This window comes from Streptomyces sp. NPDC088915, assembly GCF_044749825.1.
Lineage (GTDB): Bacteria > Actinomycetota > Actinomycetes > Streptomycetales > Streptomycetaceae > Streptomyces.
Genome location: NZ_JBIVIR010000015.1, coordinates 241,365 through 259,139, shown reverse-complemented (window position 1 = coordinate 259,139; position 17,775 = coordinate 241,365). Strand labels below are relative to the sequence as shown.

The window sequence follows — 17,775 nt, the reverse complement described above, 5'->3', positions numbered from 1 at the left end:
TCTGGTGGAGGGCGGATTCCCCATCCGCTCCCCCGTGCCGCGGCGGGGTGCGTGTCAGCCCTGACGGGGGCGGCGGTGCGGCTTGCGCGGGCGCCGGATCGTGTCCGCGCCCGTCTCGGCGGCGCCGGCGGAGGAGAACAGGCTGGGCACACTCGGGCGCGGAAGCGTCCGGGTCTGGCCGGTCCGCTCGACGACGGCGGGTCTGGTGGGGGCCGCGGCGCGGGCCAGGATCCGGGCGTGGGGAATGTGGGGCGCGCACATCGCGCAGACTTCCTCGACGATCCACACCTGGCCGACGACCGGGTCGTGGCGCAGGATCATCACCACCTCGCCCGCGCACGGCGTCTTGTCTCCGGGGTGTGCCTCGCAGCGTTCGGTGCGGCAGTGACAGGCGGCGTCGGGGCGGACGGTGGCGGCCTTGGCGTGGGCGGCGGCGTGCCGGGCGGCGAAGGCGCGCAAGGAGGCCAGGTCGCGGGAGCGGGCGGGCATCGTGCACGGCGAGGTGCAGGTGACGCTCGCGGTGCGGTCGCTGTGACCGGTGAGCCGGACGGTCCAAGCCCGCCCGGGCACACGCGCGGTCGGGGCTTCGAGGGGAGCGGTCGTCATGCGAGGAGGTCCGTTCGGTAGAGGGTCGATCACGGGCCGGGTCCGCTGTGCGGTGTCCGCGGGGTGCCGGGGTCGCAGGTTTTCTTCCCCCGTGACTCGTTTCGCAAGCAGGGCGACCCTCCGGCGTCACAGTGATCTGCGGCAGCCGGGTCGGGCGAATACCGCACTTCGTGCGCACCGGTCGGATCGGCGGGCGGAGTCGTGACGACCTGACCGGTGGCTGGGTGTGCCAGGCGCTGTACGCCCTGGGGTGCACCACGGCCGGCGTCCGAGTCCCGGTGCGGCAGGCGGGTCCGTTTCCGTGGTGGGAACGGGTCCGTGCCCGGTCCCTCGCCCGGACGTCGAAGGGGCGGGCGGGCTTCGGTGAGGCCGCCACGGAGGGGGGACGACGGAGCCGTCGTGTCGGCGGTGCGCACGGCCCTTGCGTCCTGAACCCGGTCGACCGGCCCTCGGCCCCTCGCACCGCCCTCAGGAGCGCGCGAGCCGGGCCGCGAGATAGGGCGCGGTGACGCTGCGGCGGGCTCTCGCCACCTTGGCGGGCGGGCCCGCCGCGATCACCCGTCCGCCCTGCTCGCCGCCACCCGGCCCGAGGTCGATGACCCAGTCGGCGGTGGCGATGGTGTCCAGGTCGTGCTCGACGAGGACGACCGTGTTGCCGACGTCGACGAGCCGGTGCAGCTGTCGCAGCAGCAGAGCGATGTCCGAGGGGTGCAGACCGGCCGTCGGCTCGTCGAGGAGGTAGAGCGCGTGCCCGCGGCGGGCCCGCTGCAGTTCGGTCGCCAGTTTGATGCGTTGCGCCTCGCCCCCACTGAGTTCCGTCGCGGGTTGGCCGAGGCGCAGGTACCCCAGCCCCACCTCGCGCAACGTCTCCAGGCTGCGGGAGGCGGCCGGGACGGCGGACAGGAACTCCGCGGCCGCGTCGACGGACAGTGCCAGCACTTCCGCGATGTTCTTGCCGCGGTAGGTGACTTCCAGCGTGTCGGCGTTGTACCGGGCGCCCCGGCACGCCGGGCACGGCGCGTAGGTGCCGGGAAGGAACAGCAGTTCCACCGTGACGAATCCTTCGCCCCGGCAGGTTTCGCACCGTCCTTCGGGCACGTTGAAGGAGAACCGCCCGGCTGTGTAGCCGCGCTTCCAGGCCTCCTCCGTCGCCGCGTACAGCTTGCGCACCGCGTCGAACATTCCCGTGTACGTGGCCAGGTTGGACCGGGGAGTCCGGCCGATGGGCCGTTGGTCGACCCGTACCAGCCGGTCGAACGACTCGGCCCCCGACGTGTCCTGGACCTCGACCTCCCACTGCGCCTCGTCGGGCTCCTCGGGTACGAGCCCGAGGTGGCCGCGAACGACCTCGGCGAGGACCTGGGTCACCAGCGTCGACTTCCCGGAACCGGACACGCCCGTCACCGCGGTCAGTACGCGGAGCGGCACGTCGACGGACACGTCGTGCAGATTGTGACGGGAGACGCCGCGCAGACGCAGCCAGCCGTGCGGTGCGCGCGGACGGCGACCGGGCTGTCGGGCGCGCCCGAACAGGTACTGGCTCGTGGCCGAATCCCCGACCCGCTCGAGACCGGCGACCGGCCCGCTGTACAGCACGCGTCCGCCGTTCTCGCCCGCGCCGGGGCCGATGTCGACCACCCAGTCCGCCCGCCGTACGACGTCCATGTCGTGTTCCACGACGAACAGGGAGTTGCCCGCCGCCTTGAGGCGGTCCAGCACCTCCAGCAGTGGTTCCGCGTCGGCCGGATGCAGGCCCGCGGAGGGCTCGTCGAGGACGTAGACGACGCCGAACAGCCCCGAGCGCAACTGGGTGGCGATCCGCAGGCGCTGCGCTTCACCGGGCGACAGGGTCGTCGAGCGGCGCCCGAGGCCGAGGTATCCGAGGCCCAGGCCGAGCAGGACGTCGATCCGCGCGACCAGATCACCGCAGATCCGGACCGCGGCCTCGGTCGTCTCCCCGGTTCGTGCGGTCGACGTGGTGGCGTCGGCCTCGGGCCTCTCCGCGACGGGGCGCAACAGGGTCGCGACCCGGGTGAGCGGCATCGCGTTGATCTCGGCGAGGGAACGTCCGGCGAAGGTCACGGCGAGTGCCTCGGGCCGCAGCCCGCTGCCGTGGCATGCGGGGCAGGGCACACTCCTGACGAACCGGAGCGCCCGTTCGCGCATCTTCTCGCTCTTGGAGTCGGCGAGGACGTGCATGACGTGCTTGCGAGCGCTCCAGAACTTTCCTCGGTAGCCGTGGTCGACACGGCCCTCCTCCGGTTCGACGTGGACGGAGGGCTGCTCGTCCGTGTACAGCAGCCAGTCCCGGTCCTTCTTCCTGAGCCTGCGCCACGGCCGGTCGATGTCGATTCCCAGGCCGTTCACGACGCTGCGCAGGTTGGCGCCCTGCCAGGCTCCGGGCCAGGCGGCGATCGCCCCCTCGCGGATGCTCAGCGAGGGGTCCGGGACGAGCAGGTCCTCGGCGACGTCGTGCACGACGCCCAGTCCGTGGCACTCCGGACAGGCGCCGGCCGCGGTGTTGGGTGAGAAGGACTCGGCTTCCAGCCTCGCGGCCCCGGGCGGATAGGTACCGGCGCGGGAGTAGAGCACGCGCAGGAGATTGGACAGCGTGGTGATGGTGCCGACCGTCGAGCGCGAGCCGGGCGACCCGCGTCGCTGTTGCAGGGCCACGGCGGGCGGCAGTCCGGTGATCTCCTGTACGTGCGGCGCGCCGACCTGTTGCAACAGTCTTCGGGCGTACGGTGCCACGGACTCGAAGTAGCGCCGCTGGGCTTCCGCGTAGAGCGTGCCGAAGGCGAGCGAGGACTTGCCCGAACCCGAGACGCCGGTGAACGCGACCGTCGCGTCCCGCGGAATGTCGACGTCGATGTTCCGCAGGTTGTTCTCCTTGGCGCCCCGGACGTGCACGAAGGGGTCACTCGCGTCCTTGTTCACCGTTCCTGATTACCCGACCGGGCCGGAAACCGCGCGACGGGCGTCGTCGCCGGGCCCTGTCCGGGCGGGAGAGCGACGCGGGGTCGGCCCCCGGGAGGAGCGCCCCGGGCGCACGCCGGTCTCCCGGCCGATGAGGACGACGTGCCGTCCGGCCGCACGACGACGTCGGGTCCACCCGCCGTCCCGGCTCTCACAACTCGAACTCCAGGTGCTCCACGTCCGTGAAGCAGACCTCTTCCAGCGATCCGGCGCGGCGGCCGCCGTCCTGGAAGTAGACCTCCTTGAGGGCTTCGGCCGCGATCTGCTGGAGCCGGGCCTCGCCGGCCCCGTCGTCCTGGGCGTCGAAGAGGCGGGCGGCGTAGACGGGGGGCAGGGCGATGGTCAGGTGGCGGACGCGGTCCTGGTCGGTGGAGCCGATCGGCGCGGTGTAGCCCATGCGGGCGCGGGCGTCGATGACGATGCCGTCCGTGGAGGCGGCCTTCCGCCGGGCCCTGGCCCGGATCCGCGGCTGCCACCGCTTCTTCACCTCGCGCTCGAGGCGGGCGGCGAGGGCGGGGCGGGGATTCGTGGCCTTGCCCGCCACGTACCGCTCCACCTGCCGCCGGGACATTCCCAGGAGATCGGCGGCCGCCTTCGTACCGCCGAGCTTCCTGACCAGGTAACGCATCTGCGCGCCCGCGGTCTTGGGCGCCGGACGCGTGAACGCCTTCTGCACCGCCTTGTCGAGACCGTCGCCGAACAGGGTCATCGTGGGCCTCTCCTACTCGCCGTTGTCGGTGTCGGTGACGGTGCCGTCCTTGATGTACCGGGCCACGTTGAGCTCCGGGGCGTCGAACCGCTCGCGGACCTCCTCGCCCCACAGGACGCTCTGGGTGCCTTCGTGCTTGACCAGGCCGGGGTTGACGCCGAGCTTGAACCCGCCCGGGAGCGGCTTGCCCTCCCGGTAGGGAAGGAAGTCCAGCGGCGAGGGACCGGCGGCGGCGTAGACGACGCAGTCGGACAGGATCGCGATGGGGTACTGCCCGGTGAACGACGCGTGCTTGACGATCTTGCGGTGCAGGTTGATCCGGGTGCGGGAGATGACGGCCGCGCGGATGTCCGGGCGCCACGTCGGGCGGGACAGGGCGCGCCACGGCTCGCCCGGCCGCCAGCCCTCGGCCCGGGGCCGCTCGCGCAGCTTGCCCAAGCCCCCCTTGACGGTCGCCTTGACGGCCGCGACGACGATCGCGAGGTCGGGGTCGCGGTCCTTCCAGCCCTCCATCGCCGCCAGGAAGTCCTCCGGGGCGGTGTCGGCGTGGACGCCGAGGTCGGCCATGGTGGCGAGGTAGGCGTCGCGCAGCCGGTTGTACCAGCCGTCGAGGTAGCGGCCGTTGTCGTACCGCACGTACGCTTCGAACGGGCGCACCTCGTAGCCGAGCTCGACCGCGTACGCCACCGTCGGGGTCGCGTACCAGGCCGGACCCGTCGGGCGGTCGCCCTTCGGCGTGAACGGGGAGGGCAGCAGGTCGCCGTCCAGCTCGGCCCACCTGTCCTTGCCGACCTTCACCTTCGACAGGTCGACGTGGGAGAGGTCGACCAGCCAGGACCCGGGCAGCTTCGGGTCGAACACCGGGTTCTTCACGTGCGTGGGCGCGCCCAGGCCGACGATCAGGCCGTTGGCGCCGGCGCCGAAGGCGAGGTTGACGTCGATGCCGACGAGGTGGCGCAGGGTGCACTCGGCGTCCGTCATCGGCCGGGCCCAGTCGTACGCCTCCTCAAAGAGCTGCTCGCCGGGGCCGCGGACGTGGAAGCGCGGCAGGTCCTTGAGGACGGGGTGGCCGTCGGGAGCCTCGCACGGCGCGGGGTCGACGGGGTCCTTGCCCAGGGAGCCGGGGTTGTGTTCGGAGTGCCGCTCGCCGTTCTCGTCCGGCGCGGAGGCGCGGGTCGGGGGGTGCAGCGCGGTCATCAGCTCCAGGCCGGTCACCGCGGTCGACCCGCGCGGGGTCATCACGCGGGAGGCGTACACGCCCAGGACGCGGGCGAGTTCCGCCGGCGGAAGGTGTCCCGCCCCGCCCCAGTGGCGGGTGTCGAGCGCGTTCCACGACGGGACGCACAGCTGCACGCAGGCCCGCTCCGAACCGGTGGCGGGGCGGTAGATCCGCGCCCAGGGGCCGAAGCCGCGCTTGGTCAGCTTCCACTCCGCACGCACCAGCTGCCTGACGACCTTGTGGCCCTCGGGCAGGCGCCCGGCGATCCGCTCCTCGTCGGTGAGGGCGGCCGGGAGGCCGTAGCGCTCGCACGCGGACTCGGTGAGCACGAGCAGCGGGTCGGCGTCCTTGCCGGGCCCGGACAGCCGCGGCTGGCCGAGCCCGGCCTCCTTCAGCGTCCAGTCCACCAGCGACGGCAGGGACTTGGCGGGCACGTCCAGGACCAGGCCGCCGGTGCAGTACGCCAGCACCCGCCCGTCCTCGTCGACGTCGGCGACCGCCAGCGGGCCGTTCGCGAACCGCGGATCGGTACTGGGCGCCGGAGTGGCGGCCGGGGCTTCCTTCCGCGTGCCGGGACGGTGCGACGTCGATGCCGGCCCGGTGGCGCGCGCCGGACGAGCGGCAGGCACCTGTGCGGTGGGAGGAGGGGTCTGGGGGTGCTCGGACGCCGACACGGCCGCGGTCTCGGTCCGCGCTTCTGCCGGGGTGACGGTGGCGGTGGGTGCCTCGGGCGCCGGGGCGGCTTCGGCGGGCGCCGGAGCGGTCTCGATCGCCACGGTTCCGGCCGGGGTGGGGCCATCGGCCGGGGCGGAGCCGTCGGCCGAGACGGGTGCGGGTGCGGGTGCGGGCGCAGGGTAGAGCTTGGCGAGCCCGTCGAGGAGCCGCGCGTACGCGTCACGCTCCGGCGGACGCGGTTCGGTCCTGCCGGCTTCCCAACTGGTGACCGTGGCCCGGCGCACCTTCAGTGCGGACGCGACCTCGTCGATCGTCAGGGCGTGGGCTTGGCGCAGACGCTTGCGCTCCTCGGGCGGCGGTAGAACCGCGCGGGACGTGAGCAAGGCGTCGACCGCGTCGAACAGCTCGGACATGCGAAGACCTCCTGGACGCAGCCTATCTCGCGAAGCTCACTTTTCGCGCACATCCAGCGCCCGAAGAGCGTTCAAACATCGTGCATTTTGCGGCACCAGGTGAATCGGAAGTTCGTTGTGCGGCAACCAGAGAGGCGAAGAGGGGGTGAGGAGCAACGTTCGTGTTTCGAACAGGCACGACAGCCGCATGCGAGACCACCTTGCGCTTACGGCCGCCGCGCTCCGGCTGGATCTGGTCGCGACGTCCGCGAGCCCGCGCGCCGCCACCACCGCCTCCACTCGCGCCGCCGGGGCCCCTCGACCCCGGTGTCCGGGGCAGTCCTGACGGGCCGTGACACTCTCGCGCGCTTCCCCGTCCGGTCGGTCGCGCACGGTTGCCGTGACCGTCCCGCAGGTCGGGGTGAGGCACTCGGGCGGGACGGCGATCGCACCCTGGGGGCCGTGTCCGCGGTCCGCTACCCTCGCCTTCCGTCTGTCATGTACACGTGCGCGTGCGCATGTGCAACCGGGAGATGACCGATTCGCGACCAGGGAGAACACAGCATGAGAGCACCGCACGTCAGAAGCGTCACGGGCCGTGGTGGGGCCGGTGTCCTGCTCGTCTTCGCCGTCCTCGCCGCGCTGTTCATACCCGCGCGCAGCGCCGACGCCGCGACCGTCGCCACCGGGCCGGTCTTCAACCGCCCCACCGGTGACACCGCCGCCCAGCAGGCGATCCGTTCCCAGGTGAGGTCCGTCATCGCCAACGCGGACAGCGGCTCGGTCGTCCGGCTCGCCATGTACCACCTCTGGGACGACACGATCGCCGCCGATCTCGTCGCCGCCAAGAACCGCGGCGTGAACGTCCGGGTCGTCCTGGACCGCACCACCCTCGACTACCCCTCCTCCTACGACACGCTCCGGGCGGCGCTCGGCACGAGCACCTCCGCCGCGTCGTGGGTGGCCCTGTGCGCCTCCGGCTCCTCGTGCCTGGGCCCGGCCGGAACCGGCATCAACCACAACAAGTTCCTGCTGGCGAGCAGCGTCGCGGGCGGCACCCAGAAGAACGTCACCGTCCAGTTGACGTCGAACCTGACCCCGTCCAACTACAGCCGCTACTGGAACAGTTCGCTCACCGTTGCCGGGAACGACGAGCTCTACGCCGGCTACGTCGCGTACTTCACCAAGCTCCCGGCCCAGAACCGCGCGGCCTGGTCGTACACGTACGGCAACGCGGGCGACTACAAGTACTACTTCTTCCCCCGCGCTGGCAGCGACGAGAGCACCGACACCGTCGTCAACGCCCTCGACAACGTCACGTGCCGCTGGACCGACTCTTCCGGTGCCCACCGCACCACCGTCCGCGCCGCGATGCTCAAGATCACCCGTCAGGCCGTCGCCGACAAGCTGGCCGCGCTGGCCAGGTCCGGGTGCCTGGTCGACCTGGTCTACAGCGAGACGGACGCCGGTACGTGGAACGCCCTGCACGGCGTCTCCGGTCTGACCAACCGCTGCTACCAGCACGACGACGACGCGGACGCGACGACGCCGCGGCGGATCGTGCACTCCAAGAACTGGATGGTCGACGGCATGTACGCGGGCGAGGTCCAGAAGGTGATGTGGACCGGCAGCCACAACTGGAGCGGGCCGGCCCTGCGCAACAACGACGAGGCGCTGCTGCGGGTCACCACGCCTTCCGTGTACGACGCCTTCGAGGCGAACTTCCAGGCCGTCAAGTCCGCCGCGGTGCCCGGCACCAGCGACAACGTCGCCGTCTGCAAGAGCGACGACACGGACTGACCCCGCCCACAGAAGCGCCGGCACCGGGACCGGGCTCGGGCGGGGGGGAGGAGGACGGCAGCCTTCCGGGCTTCCCCGGCCGTCGGGGGCGGTCGTCAAGGTGGTCCTGCCTGCGGCGTTCGGGCCGGCGGGACCGTTGCGACCGGTGGGTCCGGTGAGCGTCCTGCGTCAACGGGGCGCCGCGCGCGAGGCGGGCGGGGTGTGCACCGCCCGCCTCGACCGGGCCGGCCCGGCCCGGCCCGGTCTGGTGCGGTCAGACGTGAATCACGTGCAGGATGAGCGCGGCGCCGTACTCCCCGGTCAAGGCGAACAGTCGGCTGCCGTCCGGGGACCAGGCCAACCCGTGCGGACGCAGGCCCGGAGCGGTGCCCGGGTCCAGGTCGACGACCCGGGAGGGCGCGGCAGCACTCGGGGCGAAGAGGTGGACGTCGGGGCCGTAGGAGTTGTCGATGCCGGCGGCGACGGTACCGTCGGGCGCGACAGCGACCGCACATGTTCTCGTACCGGCCCCACCGGCAAGAGCACGATCCACACAGCTGGAGCACTGCGGTCCGCTCAGGTCCCCGGGGCCCTTGAGGGTGCTCTGCGTCGTCCCGCGAACCCCTCCTTCAAGGGGCGCGAAAATCCGTGGACGGTCCCGCAGAAGATCACGTACCGTGTGGCTTCACGCCCTGAAACGGACGGAAGGAGGCGAGTGCCGTGCAGTTCACACCTTTCCAGCGCTCCCTCTTCCGCTATCCCGGCGTGGTTCGTCAGTTCTGACCGGGAGCGCTCCAAGCAGCCTGTATCCCGGAGGAATCCATGACCGATCCGGTCATCCGCGCGCTCTCCGCGAGCGACGCCCATCTCTTCGACGCACTCCCCGACCCCCTGGGCGCCCGTGAAGGCCACCGGCGTACCCGGTTCCGCCCCGACTGGAAGCGCGTCGCCCTGCGCGACGGCGAGGTCGTCGCACGCGGCGCGTGGTGGGGCGGCCCCGACGACTCGGAGCCCGTCAACATCAACTGGTTCGACGTGGCCGAGGGCGAGGAGGAGGCCGGGGCCGAACTCCTGCGCTCCGCTCCCTGGCAGGTCGAACTCGAGATCAACCTCCCCGGCGGCTGGCGGGAGAAGACCGACCTGCGCGCCGGTGCCGAGGCGCGCTTCGCCGCCGCACGAGCCGCGGGGTACGAACTCCTGGTGGAACGCTTCCTGTACCGCTGGACCCCGGAGCGAGGTCTGCCCGAGCGCCCCGGACGCCTGCGCTTCAGCGCCGAACCCGACGACACCGTGTTCTTCGACGCGTTGCGCCGCATCCACTCCGTCACCCTGGACGCCCACGCGCTCAGGACCATCGAGGAGAACGGCCTCGACCGGGCCGCCCAGGAGGAACTCGACTTCTTCCACTGGTGCCCCTCCCCACGGGAATGGTGGCAGACCGCACACACGCCGGAGGGCGACCTGGCCGGCATCCACATCCCGGCCCACAACCCCTCCGGCCCGACCATCGGCTTCATCGGAGTCGTCCCGGAACAGCGCGGTCGTGGCTACGCCTACGACCTCCTCGCGGAGTGCACCCACTTCCTCGTCGAGCAGGGCGCGGAGTTCATCGGCGGAGCGACGGACCAGGCCAACTTCCCCATGGCCGCGAACTTCGCCAAGGCCGGTTTCCCCGTCATCCGTGAACGCATCAACTTCCATCCGGCGGGCCAAGCGGCCTAACGAGGAGTAACACGCAGTGAGCGGTCCGGTCCGGCCCGGTCCGAGGAGCAGGCCCGGACCGCTTGCCAGTGCCCGGCGGCATGCCGGCCCACCGTGTGAACGCGCGGGATCTACGCTGCGGGGTGGCCGCCGTCTCGCCGTCAGTCCACGCTGGGTCGTGGAGAGCAGTGCCTCCGACGGAGTCGAGGAGCGCGCTTCGAGGGCGGCTGGGACGAGGGCGTGCGCGTGGTCGCTGTCGGTTTGCTGCGTCAGACCGGCCGGGCCACCGCTCAGCGCGGTCGTGCCGTCGACCACCGCCCCTCCCGGCCTGGTGTCGCCCGCTGTTACCCCTCGGGGCTTTCTGTCGTGCCGGTGGCCGTTTCCTCTGCCCACTGTCGGCTCCAGGCGTTCAGTGGGCTGAGCGCTTCGACGAGACCCTCGCCGAGCCGGGTGAGGTGATACGCGTCGCCGTGCAGAGCGAGGAGGCGGGCGCCGGTCAGTTCGTTGAGCCGGGTGCTGAGCACACTGGAGGACATGCGCTCACAACGGCGCTGCAGCTCACGAAAGCCTGCCGGGGCTTGGCTCAGTTCCCACAGGATGCGCAGCGTCCAACGCCGCCCGAGCAGGTCGAGTGCGGCCATGACCGGACGACCCGACTCGGATCCTCGTACCGGTACGCCCGGCCGGGGCGTTCTGGCTTCCATTCCCACTCCTTGTGCTTCTATTTTAGAAGCATCATACTGATGCGAAAACCGAAGCAGGAGGTGTGCCATGCCGCGCATCGAACCGCTCACCCCGCCGTACCCCGCGTCCATCGACCAGGCGCTCCGCCGATGGATGCCCCCCGGCGTACCGCACGAGCCGCTCGCGTTGTTCCGGGTACTGCATCGCAACCCGGAACTGGCCTCACGGATGTTCGTGCTGGGAGCCGGTCTACTGGGGCACGGGCTTCTCCCCGCCCTCGATCGCGAGATCGTCATCGCGCGAGTGACCGCACGCTCGGGCTGTGCGTACGAATGGGGCGCCCATGCCGCGACCCTCGCCCGGCAAGCCGGACTCGGCGTGGAACAAATCCGGGCGACCACCCGCATCGACACCGCAACCAGTTTTCCGTGGCTGCCGCACCATGCGGCACTGATCGACGCGGTCGACGCACTGCACGACACGGCGCAACTCCCGCAGCCCGTCTGGGACGCCCTGTGCGCCCATTACGAGGACGCCCAACTCCTGGAGTTCCTCGTGCTGGCCGGCTGGTACCGAACCATCAGCTACCTGGCCAACGGGCTCCTTCTGGAGGAGGAGACCTGGGGCGTCCCATTCCCGGCGCGGTGACCACCGTCCCTGCCGGTGTCCAACACTGTGGGACAGCCTTCAGGCGACGAGACCATCCCGGAGGAGGCCCCTGTCAATGGACGCTGATCGCTGCGCAGCGGCAGGGAGCACGGTGAGGGCCGGCCGAGGGGGAATCCGTCCGGTCCGCATTGCCTCGCTTTCGCTGTGGGGGCCCGCGTGAGAGGATCCGCCACCATGGCTGCAGGGGACCCGAACGTGTTGGACCGCCGGGCACTCAACAGGAGCCTGCTGGCCCGTCAGATGCTGACCGAGCGGGTGGACGCGACGCCCGCCACGGCGATCGCACGCCTGGTCGGCATGCAGGCCCAGGCCCCCGGCCCGCCCTACATCGGGCTGTGGACACGGCTGTCCGGTTTCGGCATCGAGGACCTCGCCGGACTCGTGCGGAGCCGCGAGGTGGTGCGGGTCGCCTTGATGCGCGGCACCATCCATCTCGTCACCGCGGACGACTGCCTGGCCCTGCGGCCGGTCCTCGCCGGTGCTCTCGCCCAGGGTCTCCAGGGCACCTTCGGCCGCAAGCTCGAAGGGCTCGACCTGGCGGAGGTGGCGGAGCTGGGCCGGAAGCTGGTCGAGGAGGAACCCCTCACGCTGAGCGGGCTCGGCATCCGGCTCGCGGAACGCCGGCCCGGGCGCGACCCGTTCGCCCTGGCCAATGCCGTACGCAACCTGACACCGCTCGTGCAGGTGCCACCGCGCGGGCTCTGGGGTGAGAGCGGGCAGGCGGCGCACACCACGGCCGAGTCCTGGCTCGGCCGCCCTCTCGCGGCAGATCCGTCCCCGGACGCGATGGTCGAGCGCTATCTGGCGGCGTTCGGACCGGCGTCCGTAAAGGACGTGCAGACCTGGTCGGGGATGACGAGGATCGCCGAATCCCTGCGCCGACTGCGCCCGCGGCTGCGCAGCTTCCGCGACGAGAACGGCGTAGAGCTCCTGGACGTGCTGGACGCGCCCCTGCCCGGCCCCGACCTCCCGGTCCCCGTGCGGTACCTGCCCGAGTTCGACAACATCCTGCTCTCCCACGCCGACCGCGGCCGCATCCTCACCGAGGAGCAGCGCCGACTGGTCTTCACCCGCAACGGTCTGGTCCGGGCGACCTTCCTCGTGGACGGTTTCGTCCGCGGCATCTGGCGGATCGAGCAGCGGCGGAAGGAAGCCGTCCTGGTGCTGGAGCCGTTCGCGCCGCTGACGAGGAAGGAGCGCGACGCGCTCGTCCTGGAGGGTGAGGAACTGCTCGCCTTCGCCACCGCGCCGGACAGCACGCCCTCCGTCCGCTTCGACTGAACCACGCGGGGCGGGGCCGCCCGGACACGCCCACGAGGAAGGGGAAGGGCCGCCGTCCCGCCCTTCCCCTCACCGCGATCCGCGCCGGGCTCGCGGCCACCGCCGTCGACAACGTGCCGGCCTCGACGGACGCGGCCAGTCGGACGACGGGGTCGGACGTCTTCGTGCGGTTCGCCGCCCGACGGGCTGCGCGCGGCGTGCCTACTCCTCCCAGGGCGGCTTCCCCTCGAACGCCAGGTGGTGCACGTCGAAGAGGACCGCCGCCTCGACGCCGAGCGCGGGGCCGCCCATCCGCGCCGCCCACGTCAGGAACGGGCGGGGTGCGAAGCTCTGCTCCCCCAGCCCTCTGGTGTACTCCACGTGGGCGGACAGCGAGGCGATGCCGCGTTCCAGGGGTTCTCCGGTGACGTCCACGGCGTGGGTGGGGTGTTCGGGGCCCGCCACGCACACGAGGCGGACACCGCCCCAGGGTTCGAGGCCCTCGTCGGCCAGCTCCGGGAAGATCCAGCGGTTGCCCGCGTCCCTCGCGGCGTCCAGGGCCGCGAGGCCGACCGCGCGGTGATCGGCCTGGTTGGTGACACCGGCGATCATCCGCACGGTGAACGCGCCCGTCACCACCACCTCGGGCCGGTGCCGGCGCATCGCGCGCACGATGTCGCGGCGCAGATCGAGGCCGTACTCCACCACGCCGTCGCGATGGTCGAGGAACTCCACCGTGTCCACGCCGACCTCGCGGGCTCCGGACCGCTCCTCGGCCTCGCGCAGCGGTCCGGCCTCGGCGGGGTGCAGACCGTCGATGCCCGCTTCACCACGCGTGGCGAGCAGATACGTCACCCGCTTGCCCTGAGCGGTCCAGCGGGCGACGGCCGAGGCCGCACCGTACTCGATGTCGTCCGGATGCGCCGCCACGGCCAGACATCGCTCCCAGTCCTCCGGAAGCGGCGGCAGCGTGTCCCGCCGGCCGGAGGCGCCCGTTTCGTCTCTCGTCGTCATGCACCGATAGTGGCGGTTCGTGTTCCTCGATCCGCAGAGGCGCGCGTCTTCGCCCATGCTCCCGCACGCACGGGTGAAGACGCGCAACCGCAAAGGGCCGGTGCTGCTCCCAGATCGGTACGGGGCGGGAGAAGGACGGGCCGTAAGTCACCGCTCATTTTCATGTGCGGGTGGTTGTTGCCGTTGAGCGTGACATCGCCGTTCGCGTCGATGCGCGTTCGTCGGCCGGGCGGATGACCGGCCTGCTCGTGGCAGACGGTGGCTGCACATTCGTCCGGTGGTCACCCCGTGGATGATTCCGGCCCATCCGGAGCGTGCCCCGTACGGGATGGTCCGGTGAGCCGATCGCCCTTACCAGGGCACCTCGCCACCGTCGTCGAAGAAGCGGCCCGTCGGCCCGTCGTCCGGTACGGTCGCCAGCCGGATGGCGGAGGCCGCGCCCTCCCGTGGGGTGCGCACTCCCCGGAAGTCGTTGAGGTCGGTCGCGGTGTAGCCGGGGCAGACCGCGTTGATCAGGACGTTCGTGTCGGCCAGCTCCTTGGCGTACTGCACGGTGACGGCGTTGAGGAACGTCTTCGACGGTGAGTAGGCGACGGAGATCGGGCCCGTTTCGACGCCCGGAGTGGTCTGGAGCGTGAGGGAGCCGACGCTGCTGGAGACGTTCACGATCCGGGGTGAGGGCGAGCGGCGCAGGAGGGGCAGCAGGGCGTTGGTGACGCGGATGACCCCGATCACGTTGGTCTCCACGGCCGCCCGCACCCGGTTCACGTCGACGGTGGTGGGTTCCTGGGGTCCGCCGCCGGTGATGCCCGCGTTGTTGACGAGTACGTCGAGCCGTCCGGCCCGTTCCTCCAGCAACCGGGCCGCCGCCGTCACGCTCGCGTCGTCGGTCACGTCCAGTGGTACGCCGAACGCGTCGGTTCCGGCCGCGCGCAGCTTCTCCACGGCGGCTTCGCGCCGTTCCTCGTCGCGCGCGCCGACCCCGACGGACCAGCCGAGGTCGCCGAGCCCGGCGGCGATCTCGTATCCGATGCCCTTGTTGGCCCCGGTCACCAGGGCGACTTTCCTTCGGTTCACGGTGTTGTTCTCGCTCATGGTCCCGATGCTGCTCCCGCGCACGGTGGGGCGTCCAAGACCGATCGGGTGGGCGGCGATACCGCCCGGGTATCACCGCCGGTGGGGGCGGTTACGCTGGCGGGGTGGAGACACGTGAGCTGCGGTACTTCGTCGCGGTCGCCGAGGAGTTGCACTTCGGCCGGGCCGCGCAACGGCTCGGGATCGCCCAGCCCCCGCTGTCGCGGGCGATCGGCGGGCTCGAACGGCGCCTGGGCGCGCTCCTTCTGGAGCGCGGCAGCCGGGGCGTCGCCCTGACCGAGGCCGGGGCGGTGCTGCTGCGGGAGGCGCGGGTGGCGCTGGACGCCGTCGAGGCCGCCGAGCGGCGTACCCGCCGGGCCGCCCTCACCGTGGCCGGCCGGCCCTCCGTGGTCCTCGCCGCGAAGGCGGGCGCCTCCGGCGAGCTGCTGGCCAAACTCCTCGACGCCTACGCCGCCGAACCCGGCGCCGTCGCCGTGGACGTCGTACTGTGCGGACCGGGCGAGCAGGCGAGGGTGCTGCGCGACGGCCGGGCCGACGTGGCCCTGCTGCACCGGCCGTTCGACGACACGGCCGGCTTCGACACCGAGGACCTGCACACCGAGGGACAGGTCGCGGTCCTCCCGGCGGGCCATCCCCTCGGCGTCCGTCCCCACCTGCGGCTCGCCGAGGTCACCGACCTTCCCGACCTGCCCCTCCCCCGCTGGCCGCGTCCCGACGGAACCTTCCCCGACGGCCCGGGACCGCAGGTGCGCGACCACACGCAGCTCACCCAGCTCATCGCCCTGGGCCGTGCCTGCGCGATCGTCCCGGAAACGATCCGCACCGGCCTCCACGAGGGCCTCGTCGCCGTCCCCGTCCCCGACGCCCCCCGCGTCACCACGGTCATCGCCTGGCCCCCGCACAGCCGCTCGACGGCGGTCGCGGGGCTGGTCCGTGCCGCCACCACCTTGTGACGGGCCTGCCCCGAACGGCGGCGACGCGCGGATCGCCACGCGGGCAGCAGGTCGGATCGCGGCCGGCTGTCCGAACCTCATGGCCCGGAACGGCCGACGTGTTCGACCCGGCCGGGTTCGCCGCGTACAAGCGGATCGCACAGCCGCTCGCCGTCACCCGCAGCGTCTACGGTCCGTAGACCGAGAGGGCCGTCATGGGAGGGGCGCGTCCGCATGCGGCGGACGCATCCGGTGTCATCCGCGCTTCTCGTCGCCCTCCGGTCCCTCGGTGCCCGTGCCTCCGGTCGCGGTGCCGTCCTTGTGCGCGGCGGCCGCCCTGCGCTGTTCGCGCCGCCCGAGGAACACCTTCACCGGGAAGAGCGCCAGCCAGAACCAGAGCGCCGCGTGCGGGGCGACGAAGGCGAGCGGCACGGAAAGTCCGAAGACGAGGATCGTCGCACCGAGATCGACGGCGGTGTCCCCCCACTCCCCCACCGCCCGGACCCCGTGGCGCGTACGCAGCGTGGCGAACATCGCGAACTGCAGCAGGTCGACCAGGCAGATGGTGGCGGCGTAGGCGGCGACGGCGACCGGTTCGCGGGCCCCGTACTCGGCCAGCATCGACGTCGGGAAGGGCACGATGGCGATGACGGCGAGGACCGCCAGCGCGAGGTACTGCGGGATGCCGCCGACGGTGGCGGCCATCGACAGGATCTGCCGCTGGTCCCGCCAGAAGACGCAGCAGATGAGGAAGGACAGCCCGTACGCGGCGAGCGACGGCAGGGACGCGCGCAGCGCCTCGTGGAACTGCTCGGTACCCAGGTCCGGCGGGACCCTCACGTCGAGGGCGAGGAGCGTCATCGCGATCGCGAAGATGCCGTCGGAGAGAGTGATCAGACGCTCCGTGCGCGGTGCCGGGAGGTTGGCGTTGTCCACCCCGACACCTTGGTCCCCGCCGGGACCGGGACGGTGGATTACGCCGACCGGGGGCACGCCGTCGTCGTCGGCGCGGTCCGTCTCCGGGCAGAGCGTGGTCACGAGGGTCTTGAAGTCGTCCGCGCCGAGGAGGAGGACGTCGGAGCCGTGCACGAGAACGACGATGGCCACGTCGGTGAGGTCCCGGACCTGGAGGTGAGAGGGCCTCTCCCCCGGCGGCCTCCAGCGCCGCCGGGCGGGACAGGGCGCGGAGGCGACCGGGAAAGCGTTCCGCCCTGCGGGACGCGACTGATGCGAACCCGCCGCCGACGCCGGGAAGGAGGGCGTCGGAGCTGCGTGGCACAATCCCCTGGTCGCAGGGGCACACGGCTCGTGTGTTCCTGAAGGGAGATGCGCGTGAGCAGGGCGGGGTGGGCGGTCGTCGGCATGCTGGCGGTGCTGTCGGGGGTCAGTGGCTGCCAGAGCCAGGACAGTGGGCGGGAGAAGGAGCAGGCGGTCAAGGCCGCGGCCGCGGCGTCGCCGCGGGCGGAGGACTCCGGGCCGTTGACCAGGGCGAAGATACGTCTGCTGATCGACAGCGTGACGGCCGACACCGGGGCCCCGCCGAACGATCCGGACCGGGCACGCACCCCGGCCGATCCTGAGCCCGGCACGCTGCCGGCGTGCTTTGTCACCTACAGGGGATTCGGCACGGCCGCTCCCACGCTGGACGTGGCCCGTACCGATGCCGTGGCGAACGCGCTGATCGGGCGGGGGTGGACGGAGCGTAAGAAGCGTGAGGAACGGACGGCGCCGGACGGCACGGTCGATGTGGTCGAGGCGACGTTCAAGAAGCGCGGCTGGACCCTGGTGATGGAGTACCGACTGTTCGGCGACAACCGCACGCTCACCCTCGACGCCTTCGACGACGCCTGCGTCGAAAAGGTTCGGCGGGCCGGAAACCTCGTCCTTCCCGCGCCCCGCTGACCTGGACCTCGGGTCGAGCGGGCGAACGGGGCCGGCGAGAGGGCCCTGGAGGCGCCTTATGGGGATCGCCCGGCCGAGAGCACCCGGCCCCACCCGCACCCGGAGAGCAGATCTCCTGCTCGTCCACCGCTCCCTGCTGCGGCAGCGTGTGCGTCAGCCCTG

15 protein-coding genes are annotated in these 17,775 nt (G+C 72.0%); 6 read left to right on the top strand and 9 right to left on the bottom strand.

Translation table 11 applies throughout. The annotated features are described in order from the left end of the window. Window positions 1-54: 54 nt before the first annotated feature. The 4 genes from ACIP5O_RS26545 to tap form a co-directional block, all read right to left on the bottom strand. Complete coding sequence (locus tag ACIP5O_RS26545) at window positions 55-606, bottom strand: hypothetical protein (protein ID WP_401297343.1); 552 nt, start codon at window positions 604-606, stop codon at window positions 55-57. A 468-nt stretch (window positions 607-1,074) separates the two neighbouring features. Then, entirely contained in the window at window positions 1,075-3,543 is a 2,469-nt protein-coding gene (gene uvrA / locus ACIP5O_RS26540; protein ID WP_401297341.1) for an excinuclease ABC subunit UvrA, read from the bottom strand. 190 nt (window positions 3,544-3,733) lie between these two features. After that, a complete protein-coding gene (gene tpg / locus ACIP5O_RS26535) occupies window positions 3,734-4,291 on the bottom strand; it encodes a telomere-protecting terminal protein Tpg (protein ID WP_401297340.1) in 558 nt (185 codons plus the stop codon). A 12-nt stretch (window positions 4,292-4,303) separates the two neighbouring features. Then, the gene (gene tap / locus ACIP5O_RS26530) at window positions 4,304-6,598 is read right to left on the bottom strand and encodes a telomere-associated protein Tap (RefSeq protein ID WP_401297338.1); all 2,295 of its coding nucleotides are present in this window, start codon (window positions 6,596-6,598) and stop codon (window positions 4,304-4,306) included. Window positions 6,599-7,141: 543 nt separating this feature from the next. Between tap and ACIP5O_RS26525 the strand changes: the two genes are divergently transcribed. After that, window positions 7,142-8,377, top strand: a complete 1,236-nt coding sequence (locus ACIP5O_RS26525; RefSeq protein WP_401297336.1) for a phospholipase D-like domain-containing protein — start codon at window positions 7,142-7,144, stop codon at window positions 8,375-8,377. Between the two features lie 253 nt (window positions 8,378-8,630). Here ACIP5O_RS26525 and ACIP5O_RS26520 read toward each other — a convergent pair whose 3' ends face one another. Next, window positions 8,631-8,909, bottom strand: coding sequence for a hypothetical protein (locus tag ACIP5O_RS26520; RefSeq protein ID WP_401297335.1), 279 nt, complete (start codon window positions 8,907-8,909; stop codon window positions 8,631-8,633). Between the two features lie 269 nt (window positions 8,910-9,178). Here ACIP5O_RS26520 and ACIP5O_RS26515 point away from each other — a divergent pair, with 269 nt between their 5' ends. Beyond that, complete coding sequence (locus tag ACIP5O_RS26515; RefSeq protein ID WP_401297334.1) at window positions 9,179-10,078, top strand: GNAT family N-acetyltransferase; 900 nt, start codon at window positions 9,179-9,181, stop codon at window positions 10,076-10,078. A gap of 323 nt (window positions 10,079-10,401) precedes the next feature. On the opposite strand, the gene ACIP5O_RS26510 is transcribed toward ACIP5O_RS26515, so the two are convergent. Beyond that, window positions 10,402-10,761 carry a winged helix-turn-helix transcriptional regulator gene (locus ACIP5O_RS26510; RefSeq protein WP_401297332.1) on the bottom strand — a complete coding sequence of 120 codons (360 nt, stop codon included), beginning with the start codon at window positions 10,759-10,761 and terminating at the stop codon, window positions 10,402-10,404. Window positions 10,762-10,828: 67 nt separating this feature from the next. On the opposite strand from ACIP5O_RS26510, the gene ACIP5O_RS26505 reads away from it, so the two are divergent. Together ACIP5O_RS26505 and ACIP5O_RS26500 are read left to right on the top strand one after the other, a co-directional pair. Then, window positions 10,829-11,389 (top strand): carboxymuconolactone decarboxylase family protein, encoded by a 561-nt coding sequence (locus ACIP5O_RS26505; protein ID WP_401297331.1) that lies wholly within the window; start codon window positions 10,829-10,831, stop codon window positions 11,387-11,389. Between the two features lie 195 nt (window positions 11,390-11,584). Further along, the gene (locus ACIP5O_RS26500; RefSeq protein ID WP_401297329.1) at window positions 11,585-12,691 is read left to right on the top strand and encodes a winged helix DNA-binding domain-containing protein; all 1,107 of its coding nucleotides are present in this window, start codon (window positions 11,585-11,587) and stop codon (window positions 12,689-12,691) included. A gap of 201 nt (window positions 12,692-12,892) precedes the next feature. Here ACIP5O_RS26500 and ACIP5O_RS26495 read toward each other — a convergent pair whose 3' ends face one another. Together ACIP5O_RS26495 and ACIP5O_RS26490 are read right to left on the bottom strand one after the other, a co-directional pair. Then, entirely contained in the window at window positions 12,893-13,684 is a 792-nt protein-coding gene (locus ACIP5O_RS26495; RefSeq protein ID WP_401297327.1) for a PIG-L deacetylase family protein, read from the bottom strand. A 351-nt stretch (window positions 13,685-14,035) separates the two neighbouring features. Next, entirely contained in the window at window positions 14,036-14,779 is a 744-nt protein-coding gene (locus ACIP5O_RS26490; RefSeq protein ID WP_401297325.1) for an SDR family oxidoreductase, read from the bottom strand. A gap of 104 nt (window positions 14,780-14,883) precedes the next feature. Here ACIP5O_RS26490 and ACIP5O_RS26485 point away from each other — a divergent pair, with 104 nt between their 5' ends. Then, window positions 14,884-15,732 carry a LysR family transcriptional regulator gene (locus ACIP5O_RS26485; RefSeq protein WP_401297324.1) on the top strand — a complete coding sequence of 283 codons (849 nt, stop codon included), beginning with the start codon at window positions 14,884-14,886 and terminating at the stop codon, window positions 15,730-15,732. A gap of 234 nt (window positions 15,733-15,966) precedes the next feature. Here the strand turns inward: ACIP5O_RS26485 and ACIP5O_RS26480 are convergent, their stop codons facing one another. Further along, window positions 15,967-16,818, bottom strand: coding sequence for a TMEM175 family protein (locus ACIP5O_RS26480; RefSeq protein ID WP_401297322.1), 852 nt, complete (start codon window positions 16,816-16,818; stop codon window positions 15,967-15,969). A 225-nt stretch (window positions 16,819-17,043) separates the two neighbouring features. Between ACIP5O_RS26480 and ACIP5O_RS26475 the strand changes: the two genes are divergently transcribed. Then, on the top strand, window positions 17,044-17,613 hold the full coding sequence (locus ACIP5O_RS26475; RefSeq protein WP_401297320.1) for a hypothetical protein: 570 nt from the start codon (window positions 17,044-17,046) through the stop codon (window positions 17,611-17,613). Window positions 17,614-17,775 lie beyond the last annotated feature (162 nt).

Coding starts and splice junctions, on each gene's coding strand:
- ACIP5O_RS26545 (WP_401297343.1), bottom strand. CDS start 606: ATGACGACCGCTCCCCTCGAAGCCCCGACCGCGCGTGTGCCCGGGCGG.
- tpg (WP_401297340.1), bottom strand. CDS start 4,291: ATGACCCTGTTCGGCGACGGTCTCGACAAGGCGGTGCAGAAGGCGTTC.
- tap (WP_401297338.1), bottom strand. CDS start 6,598: ATGTCCGAGCTGTTCGACGCGGTCGACGCCTTGCTCACGTCCCGCGCG.
- ACIP5O_RS26525 (WP_401297336.1), top strand. CDS start 7,142: ATGAGAGCACCGCACGTCAGAAGCGTCACGGGCCGTGGTGGGGCCGGT.
- ACIP5O_RS26515 (WP_401297334.1), top strand. CDS start 9,179: ATGACCGATCCGGTCATCCGCGCGCTCTCCGCGAGCGACGCCCATCTC.
- ACIP5O_RS26510 (WP_401297332.1), bottom strand. CDS start 10,761: ATGGAAGCCAGAACGCCCCGGCCGGGCGTACCGGTACGAGGATCCGAG.
- ACIP5O_RS26505 (WP_401297331.1), top strand. CDS start 10,829: ATGCCGCGCATCGAACCGCTCACCCCGCCGTACCCCGCGTCCATCGAC.
- ACIP5O_RS26500 (WP_401297329.1), top strand. CDS start 11,585: ATGGCTGCAGGGGACCCGAACGTGTTGGACCGCCGGGCACTCAACAGG.
- ACIP5O_RS26495 (WP_401297327.1), bottom strand. CDS start 13,684: ATGACGACGAGAGACGAAACGGGCGCCTCCGGCCGGCGGGACACGCTG.
- ACIP5O_RS26490 (WP_401297325.1), bottom strand. CDS start 14,779: ATGAGCGAGAACAACACCGTGAACCGAAGGAAAGTCGCCCTGGTGACC.